General features: G+C 72.3%; 17 protein-coding genes, 1 other RNA gene and 1 pseudogene. 13 read left to right on the forward strand and 6 right to left on the reverse strand.

The window, feature by feature from the left end; genetic code table 11:
* Positions 1–648: 648 nt before the first annotated feature.
* Positions 649–1,672: pseudogene (locus ACIOWN_RS01270) on the reverse strand (hypothetical protein); the annotation flags it as partial.
* Positions 1,673–1,869: 197 nt separating this feature from the next.
* Here ACIOWN_RS01270 and ACIOWN_RS01275 point away from each other — a divergent pair.
* From ACIOWN_RS01275 to ACIOWN_RS01285, 3 genes are read left to right on the forward strand one after another with little or no spacing between them, the layout of a single operon-like run.
* Entirely contained in the window at positions 1,870–2,739 is an 870-nt protein-coding gene (locus ACIOWN_RS01275; RefSeq protein WP_362347604.1) for a Nif3-like dinuclear metal center hexameric protein, read from the forward strand.
* Complete coding sequence (locus tag ACIOWN_RS01280; protein WP_362347781.1) at positions 2,736–3,479, forward strand: C4-type zinc ribbon domain-containing protein; 744 nt, start codon at positions 2,736–2,738, stop codon at positions 3,477–3,479. The genes ACIOWN_RS01275 and ACIOWN_RS01280 overlap by 4 nt, the downstream gene beginning before the upstream one ends.
* A 57-nt stretch (positions 3,480–3,536) precedes the next feature.
* On the forward strand, positions 3,537–4,940 hold the full coding sequence (locus tag ACIOWN_RS01285) for a bifunctional RNase H/acid phosphatase (RefSeq protein ID WP_401979634.1): 1,404 nt from the start codon (positions 3,537–3,539) through the stop codon (positions 4,938–4,940).
* A 234-nt stretch (positions 4,941–5,174) separates the two neighbouring features.
* Here the strand turns inward: ACIOWN_RS01285 and yaaA are convergent, their stop codons facing one another.
* The 3 genes from yaaA to ACIOWN_RS01300 are packed head-to-tail and all read right to left on the reverse strand — an operon-like array spanning position 5,175 to position 7,425.
* Positions 5,175–5,975: a peroxide stress protein YaaA gene (yaaA, locus tag ACIOWN_RS01290; protein ID WP_401979636.1), complete on the reverse strand. Its 801-nt coding sequence runs from the start codon at positions 5,973–5,975 to the stop codon at positions 5,175–5,177.
* Positions 5,976–5,980: 5 nt separating this feature from the next.
* Positions 5,981–6,637 (reverse strand): hypothetical protein, encoded by a 657-nt coding sequence (locus tag ACIOWN_RS01295; RefSeq protein ID WP_401979639.1) that lies wholly within the window; start codon positions 6,635–6,637, stop codon positions 5,981–5,983.
* Positions 6,634–7,425, reverse strand: a complete 792-nt coding sequence (locus ACIOWN_RS01300; RefSeq protein ID WP_362347612.1) for a MerR family transcriptional regulator — start codon at positions 7,423–7,425, stop codon at positions 6,634–6,636. The genes ACIOWN_RS01295 and ACIOWN_RS01300 overlap by 4 nt, the downstream gene beginning before the upstream one ends.
* 129 nt (positions 7,426–7,554) lie before the next feature.
* Between ACIOWN_RS01300 and rnpB the strand changes: the two genes are divergently transcribed.
* From rnpB to ACIOWN_RS01325, 5 genes are all read left to right on the forward strand, one after another.
* An RNA gene (gene rnpB / locus ACIOWN_RS01305) (RNase P RNA component class A) lies at positions 7,555–7,958 on the forward strand.
* Between the two features lie 404 nt (positions 7,959–8,362).
* Positions 8,363–8,740: a peptidase inhibitor family I36 protein gene (locus ACIOWN_RS01310; protein ID WP_398147449.1), complete on the forward strand. Its 378-nt coding sequence runs from the start codon at positions 8,363–8,365 to the stop codon at positions 8,738–8,740.
* 75 nt (positions 8,741–8,815) lie between these two features.
* Positions 8,816–9,718, forward strand: a complete 903-nt coding sequence (locus ACIOWN_RS01315; protein WP_401979642.1) for a hypothetical protein — start codon at positions 8,816–8,818, stop codon at positions 9,716–9,718.
* Positions 9,719–10,256: 538 nt separating this feature from the next.
* Entirely contained in the window at positions 10,257–11,258 is a 1,002-nt protein-coding gene (locus ACIOWN_RS01320; RefSeq protein ID WP_401979644.1) for a helix-turn-helix domain-containing protein, read from the forward strand.
* Positions 11,259–11,422: 164 nt separating this feature from the next.
* A complete protein-coding gene (locus ACIOWN_RS01325) occupies positions 11,423–11,806 on the forward strand; it encodes a hypothetical protein (protein ID WP_362347620.1) in 384 nt (127 codons plus the stop codon).
* Between the two features lie 147 nt (positions 11,807–11,953).
* Here the strand turns inward: ACIOWN_RS01325 and ACIOWN_RS01330 are convergent, their stop codons facing one another.
* Positions 11,954–12,919: an Ig-like domain-containing protein gene (locus tag ACIOWN_RS01330; protein ID WP_401979647.1), complete on the reverse strand. Its 966-nt coding sequence runs from the start codon at positions 12,917–12,919 to the stop codon at positions 11,954–11,956.
* Between the two features lie 802 nt (positions 12,920–13,721).
* Between ACIOWN_RS01330 and ACIOWN_RS01335 the strand changes: the two genes are divergently transcribed.
* The 5 genes from ACIOWN_RS01335 (at position 13,722) to ACIOWN_RS01355 (ending at position 18,268) form a co-directional block, all read left to right on the forward strand.
* Positions 13,722–15,518, forward strand: a complete 1,797-nt coding sequence (locus tag ACIOWN_RS01335; protein WP_362347624.1) for an ATP-binding protein — start codon at positions 13,722–13,724, stop codon at positions 15,516–15,518.
* Positions 15,519–15,641: 123 nt separating this feature from the next.
* Positions 15,642–16,061 carry a roadblock/LC7 domain-containing protein gene (locus tag ACIOWN_RS01340; RefSeq protein ID WP_362347626.1) on the forward strand — a complete coding sequence of 140 codons (420 nt, stop codon included), beginning with the start codon at positions 15,642–15,644 and terminating at the stop codon, positions 16,059–16,061.
* Positions 16,058–16,414, forward strand: coding sequence for a DUF742 domain-containing protein (locus ACIOWN_RS01345; RefSeq protein WP_100567058.1), 357 nt, complete (start codon positions 16,058–16,060; stop codon positions 16,412–16,414). The genes ACIOWN_RS01340 and ACIOWN_RS01345 overlap by 4 nt, the downstream gene beginning before the upstream one ends.
* Complete coding sequence (locus ACIOWN_RS01350) at positions 16,395–17,012, forward strand: ATP/GTP-binding protein (RefSeq protein ID WP_362347627.1); 618 nt, start codon at positions 16,395–16,397, stop codon at positions 17,010–17,012. Before ACIOWN_RS01345 ends, ACIOWN_RS01350 begins: the two co-directional genes overlap by 20 nt.
* Positions 17,009–18,268 (forward strand): cytochrome P450, encoded by a 1,260-nt coding sequence (locus ACIOWN_RS01355; RefSeq protein ID WP_362347629.1) that lies wholly within the window; start codon positions 17,009–17,011, stop codon positions 18,266–18,268. The genes ACIOWN_RS01350 and ACIOWN_RS01355 overlap by 4 nt, the downstream gene beginning before the upstream one ends.
* A 62-nt stretch (positions 18,269–18,330) precedes the next feature.
* On the opposite strand, the gene ACIOWN_RS01360 is transcribed toward ACIOWN_RS01355, so the two are convergent.
* A complete protein-coding gene (locus tag ACIOWN_RS01360) occupies positions 18,331–19,557 on the reverse strand; it encodes a cytochrome P450 (protein WP_362347631.1) in 1,227 nt (408 codons plus the stop codon).
* Positions 19,558–19,694: the final 137 nt, after the last annotated feature.

Consider the following 19,694-nt stretch of genomic DNA (forward strand, 5'->3'; position numbering starts at 1 on the left):
GGGGTACGAAGGCCACCGGAGGACCGGATTCCGGGGCGGGGGAGTGGCCGAGGGCGGGGCCGAAGGTGGGGTCGAAGGCGAGGTGGGGACCGGATACGGATCCGTCTTCAAGGACGGGGACGGGGCGAGGGATGAGGAGCCCGGTTCCAAGGGTGGCGTGGGTTCCGGCTCTGGGAGTGAGGTGCTGGTGCGGGGTGGCTTCGCCTGGGGCGGGAGGCCCGCTCTCGGCACTGGCGAGGGGCCTGGCGCCGGGCCCGGCCTGGGGTGTGAGGCGGAGTCCGGTACCGGGTCCGGCTCCGGGACTGGCCCCTGGTGTGAGGTGGGGTTCCGCCTGGGGCGCGACTCCGGGGCCGTTGTGGTGCCCGGTTTCGAGTCCGGCGTGGCGTTCTGCTTCGAGTCCGGCGTGCGGTCCGGTTCCGGGTGGGACGTGGAGCCCCGGTGCGGCGGGTGGGCCGAACTCGTCCCGCGGACCGGGGCCGGCGGCTGGTTCGGGGTTGGCGGACGGTCGGGACCCGTCGTGCGGTTCGGGTTCGGTTCCGGGGCGCGGTTCCGGTGACGGGCCCCGGTCCGGCGCCTCGGGTGGCGCGGGGAGCGGGATGCGCGCCCCACTCGGTTCCGGCGCCGGGGGCGGCTGGCTCGTCGGGGACGTCCACCGCGCCACACCGCACGGCACGGTGCTCGTGGCGTAGGGGAGTCGGAGCGCGCCGTCGTCGGTCCACAGGCCGGACCCGGCCAGCCACCCCTCGGGCGCCGGGAGATGACGTACCCGACGCTCGGCGGGCCGCCACACGGCCACCCAGCTGCCGGACGCGCCGTCGCAGCGCAGCGCCACCCCGCACTGCTCGGGGGTGAGTACCTGCCCCGGCTGGATCGCGAACGGCGTCACCACGCAGTCCGGCAGCCTCAGGCACTCCGGGAAGCGGACCGGCTGGGTGCTGCCCAGCACGCCCCAGCCCAGCCGCTGCCGCCCCGGCGAGGGGGCGTCCGAGCGGATCAGCAGCAGTCCGCTGTCGAGGTCGGCGAGCAGCAGCCGGTCGTCGCTTCCGGCGGCGATCTGGAGCAGCGGCGACGTCTCGCCGCCGCGCTCCAGGTCCACCACGACCGCCTTGGTGCGCCCGCCCGTCTCCCGGTCCAGGGCCAGCATCCGCCCGGCGCGGTCCAGCCAGACCCCGCCCGAACAGCGGCCCGGCACCTCGGCCAGATGTTCGGGCCCGAAGGCGCCGCCCACCACCAGCCACACCGCCGAGGACCGCTGGCCCACGGCGAGCGCGTAGGCCCGCTCGCCGCCGGGTGCCGGGGGCAGCAGCCGCAGCCCGGTGCCCTCGGGGCACTCGATGGCGCCGAGCGGCAGCTCACCGGTGCCCGGGCCGGTCGGGTACAGCAGTGAGAAGGTGTGCCGGCCGTCCACCAACCGCCGGATCAGCACCCGGCCGTCGCCCATCGGCAGCACCTCCGTGCCGGGCTCCTCGGGCTGGTTGGCCGGCAGCGGCACCGCGTACGGCTCGGGGCCGTCCAGTGTCCAGCGCTCCGGGTACAGGGAGTCGCCGCTGCCCGCGAGCCGGGCGGCGTAGGCACCGTCCACCGTGATCGTGCAGCCCGCCCACGGGGTACCGTCCTTCTCCTCACCGGCCTTCTCACCGGCCGCCGAAGTCTCGACAATGCAGGCTGTCATCGTTCGGTCACCTCCTGCCAGGACGGTAGTTTTCCTACGCACACGGGACGGACCGGCGGGCGGCTGCTTCACACATACGGGTGGCCGAAAAACGATTCGCCTGAGGAAACCGCGACCGATGTGCTGGACGGCCCCGGGCCGGCCGGGGGCGACGGCACCGGTTCAGCCGCGGCGAACACCCAGGTAGCCTTGCACCCGTGCCCCGTCTGTCTGAAGTCATCGCCGCGCTGGAGAACCTGTGGCCCGCCGAGCGGGCCGAGTCCTGGGACGCGGTCGGCACCGTCGTGGGCGACCCCGAGCAGGAGGTCGGCCGGGTCCTGTTCGCCGTCGACCCGGTCCAGGAGACCGTCGACGAGGCGGTGAAGCTGGGCGCCGACCTGCTGGTCACCCACCACCCGCTCTACCTGCGCGGTACGACGACCGTGGCGGCCTCCACCTTCAAGGGCCGCGTGGTGCACACCCTGATCAAGAACGACGTCGCCCTGCACGTGGCCCACACCAACGCGGACACCGCCGACCCGGGCGTCTCCGACGCGCTGGCCGGCGCCCTCGACCTCAGGGTCGTACGCCCCCTGGTGCCGGACGCCACCGACCCGGAGGGCCGCCGGGGCCTCGGCCGGGTCTGCGAGCTGGACCACCCGCTGACCGTGCGCGAACTCGCCGCCCGCGCCGCCGAGCGGCTGCCCGCCACCGTGCAGGGCATCCGCGTGGCCGGCGACCCGGAGGCGGTCGTCCGCACGGTCGCCGTCAGCGGCGGCTCGGGCGACAGCCTCTTCGACGACGTACGGGCCGCGGGCGTCGACGCCTTCCTCACCGCGGACCTGCGCCACCACCCGGCCTCCGAGTTCATCGCGGACCGCGCCCACGGTTCCCTCGCGCTGCTCGACGCGGCGCACTGGGCCACCGAGTGGCCCTGGTGCGAGCTGGCCGCCGCCCAGCTCGACGAGATCTCCGACCGGCACGGATGGGGCCTGCGCGTCCACGTCTCCACGACGGTCACCGACCCCTGGACCGCCCACGCGGCGTCCACCACCGCCACTTCTAGCGACCTGGGAGCCCCCAACTGAACGCCGCGCCCGCCGACCAGATCCGACTCCTCGACGTCCAGGCCCTCGACGTCCGCCTCCAGCAGCTGGCACACAAGCGGAAGTCGCTGCCCGAGCACGCCGAGATCGAGTCGCTGAACCGGGACCTCGCACAGCTGCGCGACCTCCTGGTGGCCGCGCAGACCGAGGAGAGCGACTGCGCCCGCGAGCAGACCAAGGCCGAGCAGGACGTGGACCAGGTGCGCAAGCGCGCCGCCCGTGACCAGCAGCGCCTCGACTCCGGTGCGATCACCTCGCCCAAGGACCTGTCGAACCTCCAGCACGAGATCGTGTCCCTCGCCAAGCGGCAGGGCGACCTCGAGGACGTCGTCCTGGAGGTCATGGAGCGCCGCGAGTCCGCGCAGGAGCGGGTCACCGAGCTGACCGGGCGCGTCGCCTCCGTCCAGGCCAAGGTCGACGACGCGACCGCGCGCCGGGACGCGGCCTTCGAGGAGATCGACGGCGAGGTGGCCTCCGTGACGAAGGAGCGCGAGGTCATCGCCGCCGCCGTGCCCGCGGACCTGATGAAGCTCTACGACAAGCTGCGCGGGCAGCAGGGCGGCATCGGCGCGGCCAAGCTGTACCAGCGCACCTGCCAGGGCTGCCGGCAGGAGCTCGCCATCACCGAGCTGAGCGAGATCCGCGCGGCCGCCCCCGACACGGTCGTCCGCTGCGAGAACTGCCGCCGCATCCTGGTGCGCACCGCCGAGTCCGGTCTGTAGCCGGGTTCGCGGGCCGGTCATGGTCAGGCCCGCGAGGAGCAGTAAGGAGTAAGCGGCGTGCGGGAGTTCATCGTCGAGGCCGACGGCGGGTCACGGGGCAATCCGGGGCCCGCGGGCTACGGGGCGGCGGTGCTCGACGCGGCGACGGGCCAGACCCTGGCCGAGCACGCGGAGTACCTCGGCGTGGCCACGAACAACGTGGCCGAGTACCGCGGCCTGCTGGCCGGACTGCGCGCCGCGCACGCGCTGGACCCCGCGGCGGCCGTGCACGTCCGCATGGACTCCAAGCTCGTCATCGAGCAGATGTCGGGCCGCTGGAAGATCAAGCACCCCGACCTGAAGCCGCTCGCGACGGCGGCGGGCCGGGTGTTCCCGGCCGACCGGGTCACCTACGAGTGGATCCCGCGCGAGCGCAACAAGCACGCCGACCGCCTCGCCAACGAGGCGATGGACGCGGGCGCCCGCGGCGAACAGTGGTCCGCCGCGTCGGCTCCGGACACCCGGGCCGGGCCGAGCGCCGCCCCGGCCCCCGAACCCGGCCCGGCCACCCGCGAGGCGGGTGCTCCGCCTGCCTCCGGCGATGTTGCCGGCGCCGGCGCGGGCGTCCCCACGGCGGGTGCCCCGCCCGTCTCCGGTGGCCCCGCCGACGCCGGTGCGGGTGACCGTGCGGTCCGTGCCTCGTCCGCCTCGGGCAGGCCCGCCGACACCGGTGCGGGCGCCGACGTCCGGGCGGCGCGTGCCACCGCCACGCGTGCCACCGTCACGGGTGGCCGGACGGCTTCCGGTGCGGGGCCCGAGGGGGCCGTGGCCACCCCCGGCTGGGCGCCCGCCGATCTTGGCGCGCCCGCCACCTTCGTGCTGCTGCGGCACGGGGAGACGCCGCTGACGCCGCAGAAGCGTTTCTCGGGCAGCGGCGGCACCGATCCGTCGCTGTCCGGTGTGGGCCGCGAGCAGGCCGGGAGGGTCGCGGCGGCGCTCGCCCGGCGCGGCACCGTCCAGGCCGTCGTGTCCTCGCCGCTCGCCCGCACGCGCGAGACCGCCGGCATCGTCGCCGCCCGCCTCGGCCTCGACGTGACCGTGGAGGAAGGGCTGCGCGAGACCGACTTCGGCGCCTGGGAGGGCCTCACGTTCGGCGAGGTGAGCGAGCGCTACCCGGACGACCTGAACGCCTGGCTGGCCTCCCCGGACGCCGCGCCCACCGGCGGCGGCGAGAGCTTCGCGACCACCGCGGTACGGATCGCCGCCACCAGGGACAAGCTGGTCGCCGCCCACGCGGGCCGCACGGTGCTGCTCGTCACGCACGTCACCCCGATCAAGACGTTCGTCCAACTGGCCCTCGGCGCCCCGCCGGAGTCCCTGTTCCGCATGGAGCTGTCGGCGGCGTCCCTGTCGGCGGTGGCGTACTACGCGGACGGCAACGCGAGCGTCCGCCTGTTCAACGACACGTCCCACCTGCGCTGACCGGCGCGGCGCCGCAGGGGTCGGCCACTCGATCCGGGCCCAGCCCCGGGCGGCCACCGCCGACGCCGTGGATCCGTCACCACGCCGAGCCCATCACCACGTCCGGCACGGCACCAGTGATCGCCCGGAGCACGTCGAGCGCGGTCGATGCCGGCGGCGTCACGTCGATCGCGGGCAGTTCGCCGGCCGTCGGCGCCCGGGCTCCGGCGGTACGGCGGCGAGTGGATCCCCGCGTCAGTGGATCTCCGTCACCACCACGTCCAGCGACCACGGCCGCCCCGCCTTCGCCGGCGGCTCCGCCTCCACCACGTACCCGAGGTCCCGCAGCGCCTCGACCAGCCCCGCCGGGTCCTTCGGAGCGGCCGCCTCGGTCAGCAGGGCGCGTACGATCCGGCCCTTGGTCGCCTTGTTGAAGTGGCTGACCACGGACCGCTTCTCCACGCCGTCCACGACCTGGGAGTGCAGTACCCGCACGGTCGCCGTCCGGTCCGCGACCTCCCCCTTCGGCTTCCACGCCGCCGCGTACGCCGAGGACCGCAGGTCAAGCACCAGCCCGTCACCGGCCGCCTCGGGCAGCACCGAGGCCATCGGCGTACGCCAGTACGCGGCCAGCGCGCCGAGGCCGGGCAGCTTCACCCCCATCGAGCAGCGGTAGGACGGGATCCGGTCGGTCACCCGTACCGCGCCCCACAGCCCCGAGAAGACCAGCAGTGAGCGCGCGGCGCGCCGCTTGGCCGACGGGTCGAGGGAGGCCAGGTCCAGGGCGTCGTAGAGCACCCCCGTGTAGATCTCCCCGGCGGGCCGCGTCCCCGCCGTGCGCAGCCCGGCGTTCTTGGCGACCTCGCCGCGCAGGCCCTCGCTCAGCCCGAGCACCTCGCGCGCCTTGTCCTCGTCCCCGGCGCACAGCTCGACCAGCTCCGTCAGCACCGACTCGCGGGCGGCGGCCAGCCCCGGCAGCGACAGCGACTCGGGCCTCAGCGGGGCGCCACGGCCGGCGGCGGCCTTGCCTTCGGACGGGGGCAGCAGCACAAGCACGGGGGTTACTCCTTCGGATAGCGCTCCGCGCCAGCGTACGGCGTGCCGCCCAGGGGCCCTGGCCCCGCGTCCGCCGCCGTCGTCGTCGCCCGCGTGAGCTCCCGTACGAGCGCGCCGGCGTCCTCGGCGTGGAACCGTACGAGCCGCACGCGCCTGCGCCTGCCGAGGAGGCTGATGTGCTCGACGGGTGCGGCCAGTTCGAGGGTGACGGAGGTCTGGGAGCCGACGGGCAGGTCCAGCTCGCCCTCGGCTCGTTCGTGCGTGGTGCGCGTCTCGCGGCGCACGGACGCGATCCGGTGCAGAGGAACGCGCAGATCGACGTGGGCGGCCTGCCGTATGCGCAGAAGGTCCGCGTCCAGTACGTGCGGCCGGACCACCGAGGCCGCGTGCAGGGCCACGACGAGGACGACGCCGTACACGTCGAGGAGCAGCGCCACCGTGTGCACGGCCGGCCAGCGCCGCAGCAGCACGGACATCGCCACCGTCTCGATCACGCAGACGAACCCCAGCCCCGCCATGACCGGGCCCTGACCGCGGGCGTACCCGAAGGCCCGCCCGTTCTCGGTGCCGTGGGTGCGACGCCTCAGCCACAGGGCAAGTCCGGCCAGCAGCCGCAGCTCGTGCCGGGCGAGGCGGAACGCCGCCCGTGCCGCGGCCCTCACCGCCGTCCCTCCGAGAGGATCCGCAGAGCCTGCCGGACCGCCTCGGCCTGGGCCGGGGCGAAGTCCGCGCAGAGGGCGCGCAGGAACCCGTGGCTCTCGCCGGGACCCGCCCCGCCCCGCAGCGCGTCGCAGGCCTCCCGCGGCAGCACGTCGGGGGGCACGCACCCGGCGATCACGCGGGCCGCCTCCGCGATCCGCGGATCGGGCGGACTCGCCTCGGCGTCCACGTCGGCGAGCGCGTCCAGCAGCGCGTAGGCCTCCCGCGCCCGCGCGGCGCCTTCCGGTGAGCCGAAGGCCGCGCTCATGGCGGCCATCATCCGCTCCCAGTCCGCGGGCGCCGCGGCCGTCTCCAGCAGAGCGAGGACCTCGCGGTCCTTGGCAGCCGCCGGGGAGTCGGTCAGCTCGTCCCCCGCCGTGGCGAACAGGGCGGCCAGCTCGGGGGAGACGGGCCCCTCGGCGGGCAGTTCCCCGACGTCGAGGAGGGCACGCAGCCGGGCCCTGCGGTCCCGGATGGCCGCCTCCTGCCGCGCCAGATCGGCGTCGAGCTCGCCGAGCACCTCGGCGAGATCCCTCCCGGCGTCGTCCGCGAGCACGTCCCGCACTTCCGCCAGCCCCAGCCCCAGCTCGGTCAGCCGCCTGATCCGGGCCAGGACGACGGCGTGCCGCAGGCCGTAGTGCCGGTAGCCGTTGGGCCGCCGCTCCGGCTCGGGCAGCAGCCCCAGGTGGTGGTAGTGCCGCACGGTCCGCGTCGTGACACCGACGGCGGCGGCGAGTTCTCCGATCCGCATGGGGACCAGTACAGACGTTGACGTCGCGTGAAGGTCAAGCGCGGGGTGCGGCGGCCGGCCGGCGCCTGACCCGGGCCCGACCGGAAACGGCGCGGGCCGCGCGACCGGTACCATGGTGCCTACGGCAGACGAGCCGGGCGGGCGGCCGCGTGGAGTCCCCTCAAGGGGGCTTCCCGAGGAACGTCCGGGCTCCACAGGGCAGGGTGGTGGCTAACGGCCACCCGGGGTGACCCGCGGGACAGTGCCACAGAAAGCAGACCGCCGGGGACCTCGGTCCTCGGTAAGGGTGAAACGGTGGTGTAAGAGACCACCAGTGCCCAGGGTGACCTGGGCAGCTAGGTAAACCCCACCTGGAGCAAGGTCAAAAGGAAACACCCCGGTGTTTCTGCGCGGACGTTCGAGGGCTGCCCGCCCGAGTCCGCGGGTGGACCGCACGAGGCCGGCGGCAACGCCGGCCCTAGATGGATGGCCGTCGCCCCGGGCTCCGCGAGGAACCCGGGGAACAGAACCCGGCGTACAGCCCGACTCGTCTGCCGCTATCAGCAGGAGCTTGCTGCGTCAGGCGGCGGAAGGTCCCCCGGAAGTGGTCGCCGGCGAGGGCCCACAGCGTCGTCGGTCGCGGCAGCATCGGGGACTTCGCCCTCTTCAGCGCGTCCGCAGAGCTGTTCGGCGTCGGTGAGCAGCACGCCGCCGGAGCGCAGCGACAGGTGCTGCCAGACCGTTCGCTCGGCCGCGGTGCACAACTCGTGGCCCCAGTCGAAGAGCGCACGCGGCGCCTGGCGGCGATCACAGTCCCGCCCCAGGACCAGACAGCTCAGTCCGCTGCGCGGTATGTCAACAGCACTGCGCGCATGGTCAATGACACACCCTCGTAACAGCTGGAAGCCTTCGTGTCCGCGCCCAGTAACAGACACCCTGACCGAGCAGGAGGAATCCCATGAAGATGCGCGTGCTTCTGGCGGCTGCGGGGCTGGTGGCCTCGCTGGCAACCGCCGGGGTGGCGGCCACTCCGGCGGCGGCCGCCCCGAGCGACTGCGCTTCGCAGTACCTGTGCGCCTACCCGCAGGCGTACTACCAGGGAGGAGCGGGGCCCGTGAAGGACAACAACGCGGACCTGCGGCAGTACTCGAAGTTCCGGTACGTGCAGTCGATCTTCAACAACGGGGCGAGCTGTACGGCCTACCTGTGGTCCAAGCCCAACTACCAGGGCGTCATGCACACCCTGAGTCGGGGTCAGGGCTACCCCACCCTCGACAACATCCCCGAGTACCGCACCACGGGCATCCAGAGCAACCACTGGTGCACCTCTCGCTGACCCCCACCGTGGCCCGTGCCCTCGGCTGTCCGGCCGAGGGCACGACCAACCAGGCATGAGGTGCGTGGAGAACCGATGAAACAGCCATCACGGCGCGGAATCGCGGTGCTGACGGTGGTGTTCACGGCCCTGGCGGTCCTGATCGGGCTGGTGGCCCTCGCAAGCTCCTGGAGCTGGACCGGCGGGGGCAAGCCGCGGAACGCCGGCGCGCTGCCCGAACCTTTCGCCTCCCTCCAGTTCTCCGGGGAACAGCGGCAATCACTCCGTCACGCCGAGGACGTGCTGACAAGGCGCTGCATGCGGGCTCGCGGAATGGACTTCCACGTCGTCGCCAAGGCGGAGCTGCCCCCGGAACCGCCGAACCCGTACGGCCTGCTGGAAGGCGGGGATGTGGCCAGGCACGGCTATGGACTCCACGACTCGAGGGTCCCAACGGACAACCGGCTGGCCGACCGCGAGCGCGATGCCCTGTTCGGCACCGCCGCATATGAGAAGACCATTCCTCTGGAAGACGGCGGTGAAATCGCCGTCCGTACCGACGGGTGTTTCTACAAGGCCCAAACCGAGCTTTACGGCAAGGAGTGGACGGCCCTGCTGTACAGCGAGGAGACGTTGTACGCCAAGGTCATCGCCCGGGTGCAGGGCGACCCGCGGGTCACCGCCGCGCAACGGAAGTGGGCCGCGTGCATGGACCGGGCCGGATACCCGGTGACCACGCTGGCGAAGGTATGGCCGGACGCGAACCGCCGCATGGAGCAGACGGGGGCGAACCGAACCGCCGGCCGTGCGGCGTTCGACGCGCTGCTGACCCAGGCGAGGCGGGACGTCGACTGCCAGAAGCAGGCTCGGGTCGAGCCTGCGATTCGAGCCGCGCAGGACGACGCGGAGGGGTCGGTGGCCCGAGGCCACGAACAGGGTCTCAGCAAGCTCGCGACCCTGCGGGCCACAGCGCTGGCGACGGCGGCGCGGACGCCGTGAAGTGACGGTGGGGGGGCGTCACTTCACGGCGTAGGAAATTCTTCCAGGCCGCGGGAGAGAGGGTCAGGCGGGGCCCCTGACCAAGCACCCCCGCCACGGCGTCGGGTGGCACCCGGGCCGCGCATGCCTGGCTGGACTCGCAGCGGTGGGAGGAGTGTGCGAGGCGGGGGCTTCGGGGACGACGTCCAGGCGGCCGGTGTCCGCGTCGAACGCGACCGCGGGTGAGTGCCCGGCGAGCCCGGGTGCGGCGCCGCGGCGAGAACGTTGCCCCACTTGGCGAGGACGCTGCCGCCCGCGGCCGGGGCGACCATGCCGCGCTCGGACATCATCAGGGTGATCGCGGTGCCGGGCCCGTGCGGCTCGCGGCCGTCCCGCCGCATCACCTGGCTGGTCCGCCGCTTCGGCTTGTCCTGGCGGTGGCCGGGCCTCAAGTGCTCCGTACAACGGCCGATCATCGACTCCCTCTGCGTGGCCCGGGCAGGGCACGCTTGCAGGGCACGCTCTCACCGACGCGTATCCGACCGGCCCCGGGGGCGAAATGCTGGTGACGGAGTTCAGTACGGAGACGGTGGCACCGCCGGAGCGGTTCGCCCTGTGGGAGGAGTTCTCGGGGCGCTCGCATGTCCGCGACCTGCTGCGCAGCGAGAACCAGAACGACTTCCGTGCGAGGATGCGCATCCTGCATCTGGGCGACCTACAGGTGTCCGCGCTGGCCATGCCCCATCTGCATGTTGTGCGCACCTCCAGATCGGTGCGGCAGTTCGACCCGGAGGTCTACCAGGTCAACTGTGCCGTGTCCGGAGGCGGACGTGTCACAACCGCTGGGCGCGATGCGGAGTTCCACGCCGGCCAGACTGTTCTGGCCGACAGCAGCCACCCCATGAAGGCCACGCTCCACAACCCTTCCCACGGATGGACCTCGTTCGTCATCCAGCTCCCCCGAGCCCTGCTGCCCCTGCCGGAGAAGACCGTGCGGCGCCTGATCAGCGTGCCGGTGCCTGGCGGCCAGGGCATGGGCGGCGTCTTCCACCGCTGGGTCGCCGACCTCCACCGCCGAGCCCACGAGTTCACCCCGGCGGACGTGCCCACCCTCGCCTCGGTCACCACCGACCTCCTGGTGTCCACGCTCAGCCGTTGCCTGGACGCCGAGGACGCCCTTTCGCCCCAGGCCCGCAGACGCGCCCTGGGCGTCCAGATCCGTGACTTTGTCGAGCAGCACCTCGATGACCCCGGCCTGACTCCCCAGGCCGTCGCGGACGCCCACCACATCTCCCTGCGCCACCTGCAGCAGCTGCTCGCCGACGACGGCACCTCGCCGGCCGCCTGGATACGTCAACGGCGCCTGGAGAGCTGTCGCCGTGATCTGGCCGACCCCCGCCTGGTCATGCGCCCGATCCAGGACATTGCCGCTCGCTGGGGCTTCACCGACTCCGCCCACTTCAGCCGCCTCTTCCGCGCCGCCTACGGCATGCCTCCCAGCGACTACCGGCGCCCAGTCCTCGACCGGTCCGTGCAGGAATCGACAACGACCGTGCGCTGACGGTCAAGAACTTTCCTGCTGTCATTGGCCAGCCTTGTCTCAGACGCCGCCGCGGACTTCGGATCCGAGCCGGCCACGGCCCCGTCGGCGTGTGCCCCGCTCCCTGTCACGCCTCGTCCCCGACAGCGTCCTCGACATCGCGTCTCGCGACAGGAGGAAATTTCGTGCATGCTCGCAAAGCTCTGGCTGCAGCGGCACTCGGGGCCGCGCTGGCCCTGAGTGCCCTGTCCGCCCCCGCGGCCCAGGCCGCGGCCACCGCACCGGCTGCGGAGACCTGCGGCAACACCTACTGGCCGCATCAGCAGCTGGACGGGACCATCGGCAAGGTGATCAGTAGTTCCTCGGCCGCCGTCCACACCGGCCCCTACGGGAGCTGCACCGGCGTCGGGGAAATCGCGCCCGGTACCAAGGTCGAGTACGACTGCTACGTCAGAAACGACTACGGCAACACCTGGACGTGGGTACGTGTCCCCGGCGGCGGCAGTCTCGGCTGGGTCTACGACGCCTACCTGAGCAACAACGGTTCCGGCAAGCCATGTAAGCGATAAGGCCCGGCCCGACGGCCGGACGGGAGCGCCGTCCGGCCGATCGTCCACGGACACGCTGACGTGGCTCTGTCGCGACTTCCGGAAATCGAGCCAGAACCGGCAGTGCCTGCGGAGGCCTCAGAAAGCCGGTGCCGGCGCTGCAGCGCGTCACAGTGTCGCGGTCGTCTGCTCCCCGGTCGCGCCGCCTGCGAGCCACTGGTCCCATGCCAGGTTGAAGGCGGCGTAGCCGTTGTCGGCCGGGGCCTTGGCACGGGGCGAGCCGGTGATGGTGACCGGGTCGCCCTGCTTGACCTGACCGTAGAACCACTTGGCGTCCGGCAGGGACAGATGGACGCAGCCGTGCGAGCCGCGGGCGCTGCCGCTGCCCGGAGTGGGGTCGCCGGTCGAGTAGTGCACATACGTGCCGGACTGGGTCAGGTGGACGTCCCAGGGCAGCGTCAGATCGTAGTAGTCGGGGCTGCCCTTGTCGCAGCTGATGCCGACGCTGCAGGAGGTCATGTGGACCTTCTCCTGCTTGTCGATGACGGCCATCGTCCCGTTCCACGTCGGATACTGAGCACTGCCTGCGTTGATCGACAGGGTGCGCACCACGTTGCCGTTCCGGCTCACCTTCATGGTGTGGCCGGTCACCGAGACATCCGCGCGCACGTCGTCGCCGATCTCGAAGGTGTGCGTGTAGTCGTGCACGCCGTAGCGTCCGTTGCCGTTGCTGACGCCTTTCATCTCAACGTCGATCTTCACCTTCGTGCCGGAGGGCCAGTACGTCTTCGGCCGCCAGTCGGCGCGCTTGTCGCCCATCCAGTGCCAGGCGCCGACCACCGGCTGCGAGGCGCTCACCTTCATGTGCTTCTCCACCGCGGCCCGCGCCTTCGCCGCCACCGGGTTCGTGAAGACCACCGAGATCGGCATGGCCACGCCGACCGTGGTTCCCGTCTGCGGAGTGATCGTCTCCAGCAGCATCGGTGGGCCCGCGGGCTTCGTCGGTGACGGCGAGGCGCTCGCACTCGGCTTGCCCGACGCCTTTGCGTCGTCCCCGCTCGCCTTGTCGCTGCCGCCCCCGCCGCAGGCACTCGTGCCCACCAGCATCGCGACCGTGACAAGAGCGATCCCCATGCCGCCCCTGCGCCGTCCCACGGCCTGCCCCGCTCTCTCGCTCCCCGGCCCATACGAGCCCGACTCACTGTCAGACAGCGACGACGTAGGCCGCAGTTGCGTGGGGCACGGAGGTCTTTAGTGATCCACGTCACTCAGGCTTCGATGGTACGCACTCAACGTTCGACGGCACAGGACGCCGCCCCCTTCGCAACGAAGGCCCTGGGGAACCTGAGGCCCCGCCCTGAACTGGCCAAACGGCAGGGTCGCCTACAAGGCGAGCGTCGACCTCGACGGCTCCACCAGTGTGAGGGCGCGGACGTACTGGTGGCCCCATCCGGGCCTGCGGGTCGCGCACCGAAGCGCAGGTTCTGAGTGACAGGGCCACGCTGGCGTTGACCTTCGGGTCGCGGCCTGTCGCTCTACTCAAATGCGCTCGAAAATGGGTGAGTTCATCTTCAGGCGGAGTGTGGTTGGCTGGAAAGCGACTGTTGCGGAACGGAGTTGACGGGCGAGGGCCGGTGTATTTTTGCACACCTGACACTTCGTCAGCACATTCACAGTCAGTGGCTTGCGCGTCGGGGCGTCCTGAGAGCTCCATCTCCTTTATCACGGACGGGCGTTCAGACAACCGCTTCGCGACGAACTTGCGTCTCCGGCTGACTGGGCGGTCAGCCAGATCTTCTCGCGCGGCGGTGTGGCTAGCATGAGCGGGTACCCGGTCGGAAGATCGTCGTCCTCTTGGCGACCCCCTTTCCGGCCCGCGGCCGCCGTGAGCCGGCTGCCCCGTTTCTTCTGATCTCATGGACCGAGGGACCGCGGAATGTCAGTGCCTGCACCGCCCAGTCAGCACCGGCCGGCGAAGGCGCCGCACACCTCGCCGACCGCGCCCCTCGCCGTACTGGTGGTGGGCGCCGCGGCCGGCGGTACGGCCGTCGCCCTGGCGCCGTCCGGCGCCCGCGCCTGGGCGCTGACCTTCGCGGCGGTCGCCTGGGTGTGCCTGGCCGTGACCGTCCTCGTCAGTCACCGGCTCATCCACCGGGCCCGGCGCACGGCCGCGGCGCAGGCCTCCGAGACCGGCCGTCTCAAGGCGCAGTCCGCGCAGCTTTCGGCGGAGACCGCGCACCTGGTCAACGTGACCCTGCCCGCCGTGGCCAAGCAGCTCCGGGACGGCACGAGCGCAAAGGACGCGGTGGGCAGCGTGCCGCCGCCGTCCGACCCGCAGCTCGGCCGGATCGTGCACACCTTCGCCGCCGCCGTCGAGGAGGACGTGCGGCGCGCGGCCGCCCTGGACGACGAGCGCCGGCAGGCCCGCCAGGAGCTGGCGGAGGCCACCGCCGCGCTGGAGCGGCTGGAGCAGGAGACGCTGCCCGCCGCGATCGCCCGGCTGCGCGACGGCCAGTCCGCCGACACGGTGCTCGCCGAACTCGACCTGCCGCGGCCGGCCATGGTGCGCACCCCGACCGAGTCGTTCGTCCGCGAACTCGCCCACAGCGAGCGGCGCGCCGCTGCCGCCCAGGCCGCCTCCGCCAAGGCGCTGAGCCGCGTCCAGGCCAAGTCCGTCAGCATGCTCGCCGACCTGCGGGAGATGCAGGAACGCCACGGCGAGGAGGTCTTCGGCGACCTGCTCAAGCTGGACCACAGCACCTCCCAGCTCGGCCTGATGACCGACCGGCTGGCACTCCTCATGGGCGGCCGGTCCAGCCGTGCGTGGAACAAGCCGATCGTGATGGAGAGCATCCTGCGCGGCGCCGTCGGCCGTATCGCCGCCTACCAGCGGGTGCGCCTGCACTGCTCCACCACCGCCGCGGTCTCCGGCTTCGCCGCCGAGGGCGTCATGCATCTGCTCGCCGAACTGATGGACAACGCGGCGAACTTCTCCCCGCCCATCGACGAGGTGCACGTCTACGTCGAGGACCGCGCCGCCGGCATGGTCGTCACCATCGAGGACAGCGGCCTGAAGATGGCCGACGCGGCGATGCGCCGCGCCGAGGAGGCGGTGTCCGGCCGCGTGAACGACCTCGCCTCGCTCCAGGGCACCCGGCTCGGACTCGCCGTGGTCGGACGGCTCGCGGGCAAGTACGGCATCAGCGTCAACTACCGCCCCTCCTCACGCGGCGGCACCGGCGTCGTCGTCCTGCTGCCCCCGCAACTGCTCGCCCAGCAGCGCGAGTCGATCCCGCGGGAGACGACCGGCCGCCCCGCCGCGGGAACCGCGCCCACGCCCGGTCCCGTCGCCGCCACGTCGCCGGCGCCCGCCGCGTCGCCCGCCCCGGCCCCGACGCCCGAGGCCCCATCGCGCCCCCGAGCCCCGGAGCGGCCCGCCGCCCGGCCGGAGCCGCCCGAACAGGGACAGCCCCGGCGTGCCACCGGCGCCACGCTGAACGGCCTGCCCGTCCGCGCCCCCGGCCGCACCATGGCCGAGGCGGAACGGGAGCGCGAGCAGCGCCGGTCGGCGTCCGAGGCGGCGTCCGGCACGAAGTCCGAGGCGCCCGACGGAGCCCGCCCGGCACGCGACGCCGGTTCACGCTTCGGCGCCTTCCACCGCGGGCGCCGGGCCGCGGGCGGCACCGCGGGACCGGACGCCCGGCCCGAGTCCGGGCCGCCGGCCGCCCCGTAAGCCCACCGCCCCCTTCCCGTACGGCGCCCGGGGCGTCGGCGCCCACGTCCCGCTCGATTTCCTGAGATTGGAGGAACGGGCCGGTGACCGGTCGAACCGGGCACCACCGTCCCATCACCCATCATGCAGACCACAGACAACAGCCTCACCTGGCTCCTCCAGAGCCTCCTGGAGCGCACCCGCGGCACCCGCCACGCCCTGGCCCTGTCCCGGGACGGCCTCAAGCTGTGCTGGACCGAAAACCTGGCCCTGGACCAGGCCGACCAACTGGCCGCGATCTGCTCCGGCATCCAGGCACTCGCCCAGGGCGCGTCCATGGAGTTCGGCGACGGCAGCGGCGGAGTGCGGCAGTCCATGACGGAGTTCCACGGCGGCCTGCTGTTCATCGTGGAGGCCGGCGAGGGAGCGCACCTGGCCGTCCTCGCCGACGAGGACGCCGACCCCGGCGTCGTCGGCCATCAGATGACGGAACTGGTCGACCAGATCGGCGAGCACCTGCGCGCCCTGCCCCGAGAGCCCGTTCCGGGGAGTGCCGCGTCGTGATGCGCAAACCCGTGGACACCGGTGACCCCGACCGGCTCTACACGGTCACGGCCGGCCGGAGCCGCGCCGACGAATCCTTCGACCTGGTCACCCTCATCGTCAGTGAGTCCCGGCCCACCGCGGGAATGCAGTCGGAGCACACCCGGATCCTGGAGCTGTGCGAACACCCCACGGCCGTCGTCGAGATCGCCGCGGAGCTGAAACTGCCCATCACGGTGGTGCGGATCCTGCTCGGCGACCTGCTCGACATGGGCCGTATCACCGCCCGCCACCCGCGCGCGGCGCAGTCCGTCGCCTCGCTCCCCGATTCCGCCCTTCTCAAGGAGGTGCTCCATGGGCTCCGCAACCTCTGAGCTGCCCTCCCACCGCACGCCCCTGGACGACGCCGCGGAGACCGGCCTGAAGATCGTCATCGTGGGCGGTTTCGGTGTCGGCAAGACCACCCTGGTGCGCTCGGTGAGCGAGATCCGGCCGCTGAACACCGAGGAGGTGATGACGCAGGCCGGCGTCGGCGTCGACGAGACCAGCGCGGTCGCGACGAAGACGACCACGACGGTGGCGTTCGACTTCGGGCGGATCAGCCTCAACGAGCGCATGGTGCTGTACCTGTTCGGCGCGCCGGGCCAGGAGCGCTTCTGGTTCCTGTGGGACAGGCTGTTCTCCGGAACCCTGGGCGCCGTGGTGCTCGTGGACACCCGCCGGATGGACGACTCCTGGTACGCGATCGACCGGCTCGAGCACCACAAGACGCCGTTCGTGGTGGCCGTCAACCGGTTCGACGACGACACCGACCGGTACTCCCTCGATGAGATCCGCCAGGCGCTCGCACTGCCCGAGCACGTGCCGATGCTCGACTGCGACGCGCGGGTCCGGCAGTCCGGCAAGGACGTGCTGATCACCCTCGTGGACCACCTGTACGAACTGGCCATGGTCCAGGAGGCGACACCGTGACCGACTCCTCTTCCGCGCGACCGGCCCCGCCGGGCTGCCCCGCCCACCAGCCCGACGCGGTGCGCCTGGCGGGGCTGGAGTACCAGCAGACGCCGTCACAGCTCTACCGCGCGCTGCGCTGGGAGCACGGCCCGGTCGCGCCGGTGCTGCTCGACGGGGACATACCGGCCTGGCTGGTGCTCGGCTACTCCGAGGTCACCTATGTGACCAGCCACGACGAGCTGTTCGCGCGGGACTCGCGGCGCTGGAACCAGTGGGAGAACATCCCGGCGGACTGGCCGCTGATGCCGTACGTCGGTTACCAGCCCTCGGTGCTGTTCACCGAGGGCGGCGAGCACCGGCGGCGGGCCGGGGTGATCACCCAGGCGCTGGAGGGCGTCGACCAGTTCGAGCTGGCCCGCAACTGCCAGTCGATCGCCGACCGGCTCATCGCCGACTTCGCGGGCAGCGGGCACGCCGAGCTGATGTCCGGTTACGTGCACGCCCTGCCGATGCGGGCCGTGGTGCAGATGTGCGGCATGCCGACCTCGGGCGAGGACACCCAGCAGCTCGTCGAGGACCTGCGGATCTCGCTGGACGCCGCCGAGGGCGACGACCCGGTGGCCGCGTACGGGCGTGTGGGCGAGCGGCTGCAGCAACTCGTGAAGGACAAGCGGGTCAGCCCGGGCCCCGACGTCACCTCGCGCATGCTGCGGCATCCGGCGGGGCTGACGGACGAGGAGATCGTCCAGGACCTGATCTCGGTGATCGCCGCGGCGCAGCAGCCGACGGCGAACTGGATCTGCAACACGCTGCGACTGCTGCTGACGGACGAGCGGTTCGCCGTGAACGTGTCGGGCGGCCGGCTCAGCGTGGGTGAGGCGCTCAACGAGGCGCTGTGGCTGGACACGCCGACGCAGAACTTCATCGGACGCTGGGCCGTCCGGGACACCCAGCTGGGCGGGCGGCAGATCCGGGCCGGCGACTGCCTGGTGCTGGGTCTCGCCGCGGCCAACACCGATCCGCAGATCTGGCCCGAGTCGAACGTGGGCGCGGAGAACGCCGCGCACCTGTCGTTCAGCAACGGCGAGCACCGCTGCCCCTATCCGGCACCCCTGCTGGCGGACGTGATGGCGCGGACGGCGGTCGAGACGCTGCTGGAGCGGCTGCCCGACCTGGTCCTCTCGGTGGAGCCGGAGACGCTGACCTGGCGTCCGTCGATCTGGATGCGGGGGCTGATGTCGCTTCCGGTGCGGTTCACGCCCGTGGTGCAGTAGGCGGGCGGATGGGCCCCTGTTCCGGAAAGGGGCCCATGGCCTCGGCGGTGCCGGTCGGGTGATCAGGCGGTCACGGGTGTGAACCGCACCGGCAGACGCTCCGGTCCGCGGGTGAAGACGCCCTGCTCGACCGGGTCGAAGCCGTCGGCAAGACGCAGGTCCGGCATGGCGTCCAGCAGTTGGCTGACCCCGATCTCGACCTCCGCCTTGGCGAGCAGCGCGCCCACGCAGAAGTGCCTGCCGAGCGCGAAGGCCAGGTGGTCGGCGGCGGCCGAGAAGGCCGTCGTGGCGGTGAGGTCGTCGCGGAAGATGTCGAAGCGGTCGGGGTCGCGGTAGCGGTTCTCGTCGCGGTTGGCGGCGCCGATCAGGCAGGTGACGGTGACGCCCGCGGGTATGGTGCCGCCGCTGAGCTCCACCTCGGTCGCGGTCTGCCGCATGATCATGTGGACGGGCGGGGTGTACCGCAGGGTCTCGGCGAAGGCGCGCGGGATCAGTTCGCGGTCCGCGCGGACGGCGGCGAGCTGGTCGGGGTGGAGCAGCAGGTTCGCGAAGATGCTGGCGATCGCCTTGTCGGTGGTCTCGCCGCCGGCGGCGAGCAGCAGGCTGCAGAACGCCTTGATGTCCTCGTCGCTCATCCGGACGCCGTCGACCTCCGCGGCGCACAGCGTCGACAGCAGGTCGTCGCCCAGGTTGTCGCGGCGCTCGCGGATGATCGGCAGCATGTACTCGGCGAACTCGACGCGGGTCCGCTCGCCCGCCGCGGCCACCTCGGGGTCGCCCGACAGGTTGCCGAGGAAGGCGATCACGGACGTGTACCAGCGGTGGAAGCGCGCGTGGTCGGCCTTGTCGAGGCCCAGCATGTCGGCGATCACGTTGACCGGGAAGCGGGTGGCGTAGTCGCCCACCAGGTCGGCGGAGCCGGAGTTCCGGAAGCCGTCGATCAGTTCGCGCGAATTGCGCTCGATGACGGGCAGGAACTTCTCCTGGAGGTCGGCGCCGCGGAAGGCGGGGGCCACCAGTGCGCGGCGCACGGCGTGCTCACGGCCGCTGAGCTGGAGGATCGTCTTGCCGTGCACCGGCTCGATCTGCCAGTCGTAGTTGTCGGTGGTGAACTCGCCCTTCTTGTCCTTGAAGACGCGCTCGACGTCCTCGTAGCGCGAGACGATGTAACTCCGAGTGGCCTCGTGCCAGATGAGGGGCGCGGTGTCGCGCATCAGACGGTACGCCGGGTACGGGTCCGCGGCGAACTCGGGCGAGAGGATGTCGGGCACCTGCTGCGCGGTGGACATGGGGCTCCCTCGAAGTGAGTGACTGGCTTACGGCACAAGGTAATTGATCAACCGTCAACCAAGACAGACCCCACCCCCTCCCCAGCCGCCCCACCAGCACCCCTTGGCCGAAAACCACCTCTTGCGTCCGGCCGGGG

The organism is Streptomyces sp. NPDC087787, from assembly GCF_044743035.1.
Lineage (GTDB): Bacteria > Actinomycetota > Actinomycetes > Streptomycetales > Streptomycetaceae > Streptomyces.

Coding starts and splice junctions, on each gene's coding strand:
- ACIOWN_RS01330 (WP_401979647.1), bottom strand. CDS start 12,919: ATGGGGATCGCTCTTGTCACGGTCGCGATGCTGGTGGGCACGAGTGCC.
- ACIOWN_RS01300 (WP_362347612.1), bottom strand. CDS start 7,425: ATGCGGATCGGAGAACTCGCCGCCGCCGTCGGTGTCACGACGCGGACC.
- ACIOWN_RS01315 (WP_401979642.1), top strand. CDS start 8,816: ATGAAACAGCCATCACGGCGCGGAATCGCGGTGCTGACGGTGGTGTTC.
- ACIOWN_RS01350 (WP_362347627.1), top strand. CDS start 16,395: ATGGGCTCCGCAACCTCTGAGCTGCCCTCCCACCGCACGCCCCTGGAC.
- ACIOWN_RS01320 (WP_401979644.1), top strand. CDS start 10,257: ATGCTGGTGACGGAGTTCAGTACGGAGACGGTGGCACCGCCGGAGCGG.
- ACIOWN_RS01360 (WP_362347631.1), bottom strand. CDS start 19,557: ATGTCCACCGCGCAGCAGGTGCCCGACATCCTCTCGCCCGAGTTCGCC.
- ACIOWN_RS01310 (WP_398147449.1), top strand. CDS start 8,363: ATGAAGATGCGCGTGCTTCTGGCGGCTGCGGGGCTGGTGGCCTCGCTG.
- ACIOWN_RS01335 (WP_362347624.1), top strand. CDS start 13,722: ATGTCAGTGCCTGCACCGCCCAGTCAGCACCGGCCGGCGAAGGCGCCG.
- ACIOWN_RS01340 (WP_362347626.1), top strand. CDS start 15,642: ATGCAGACCACAGACAACAGCCTCACCTGGCTCCTCCAGAGCCTCCTG.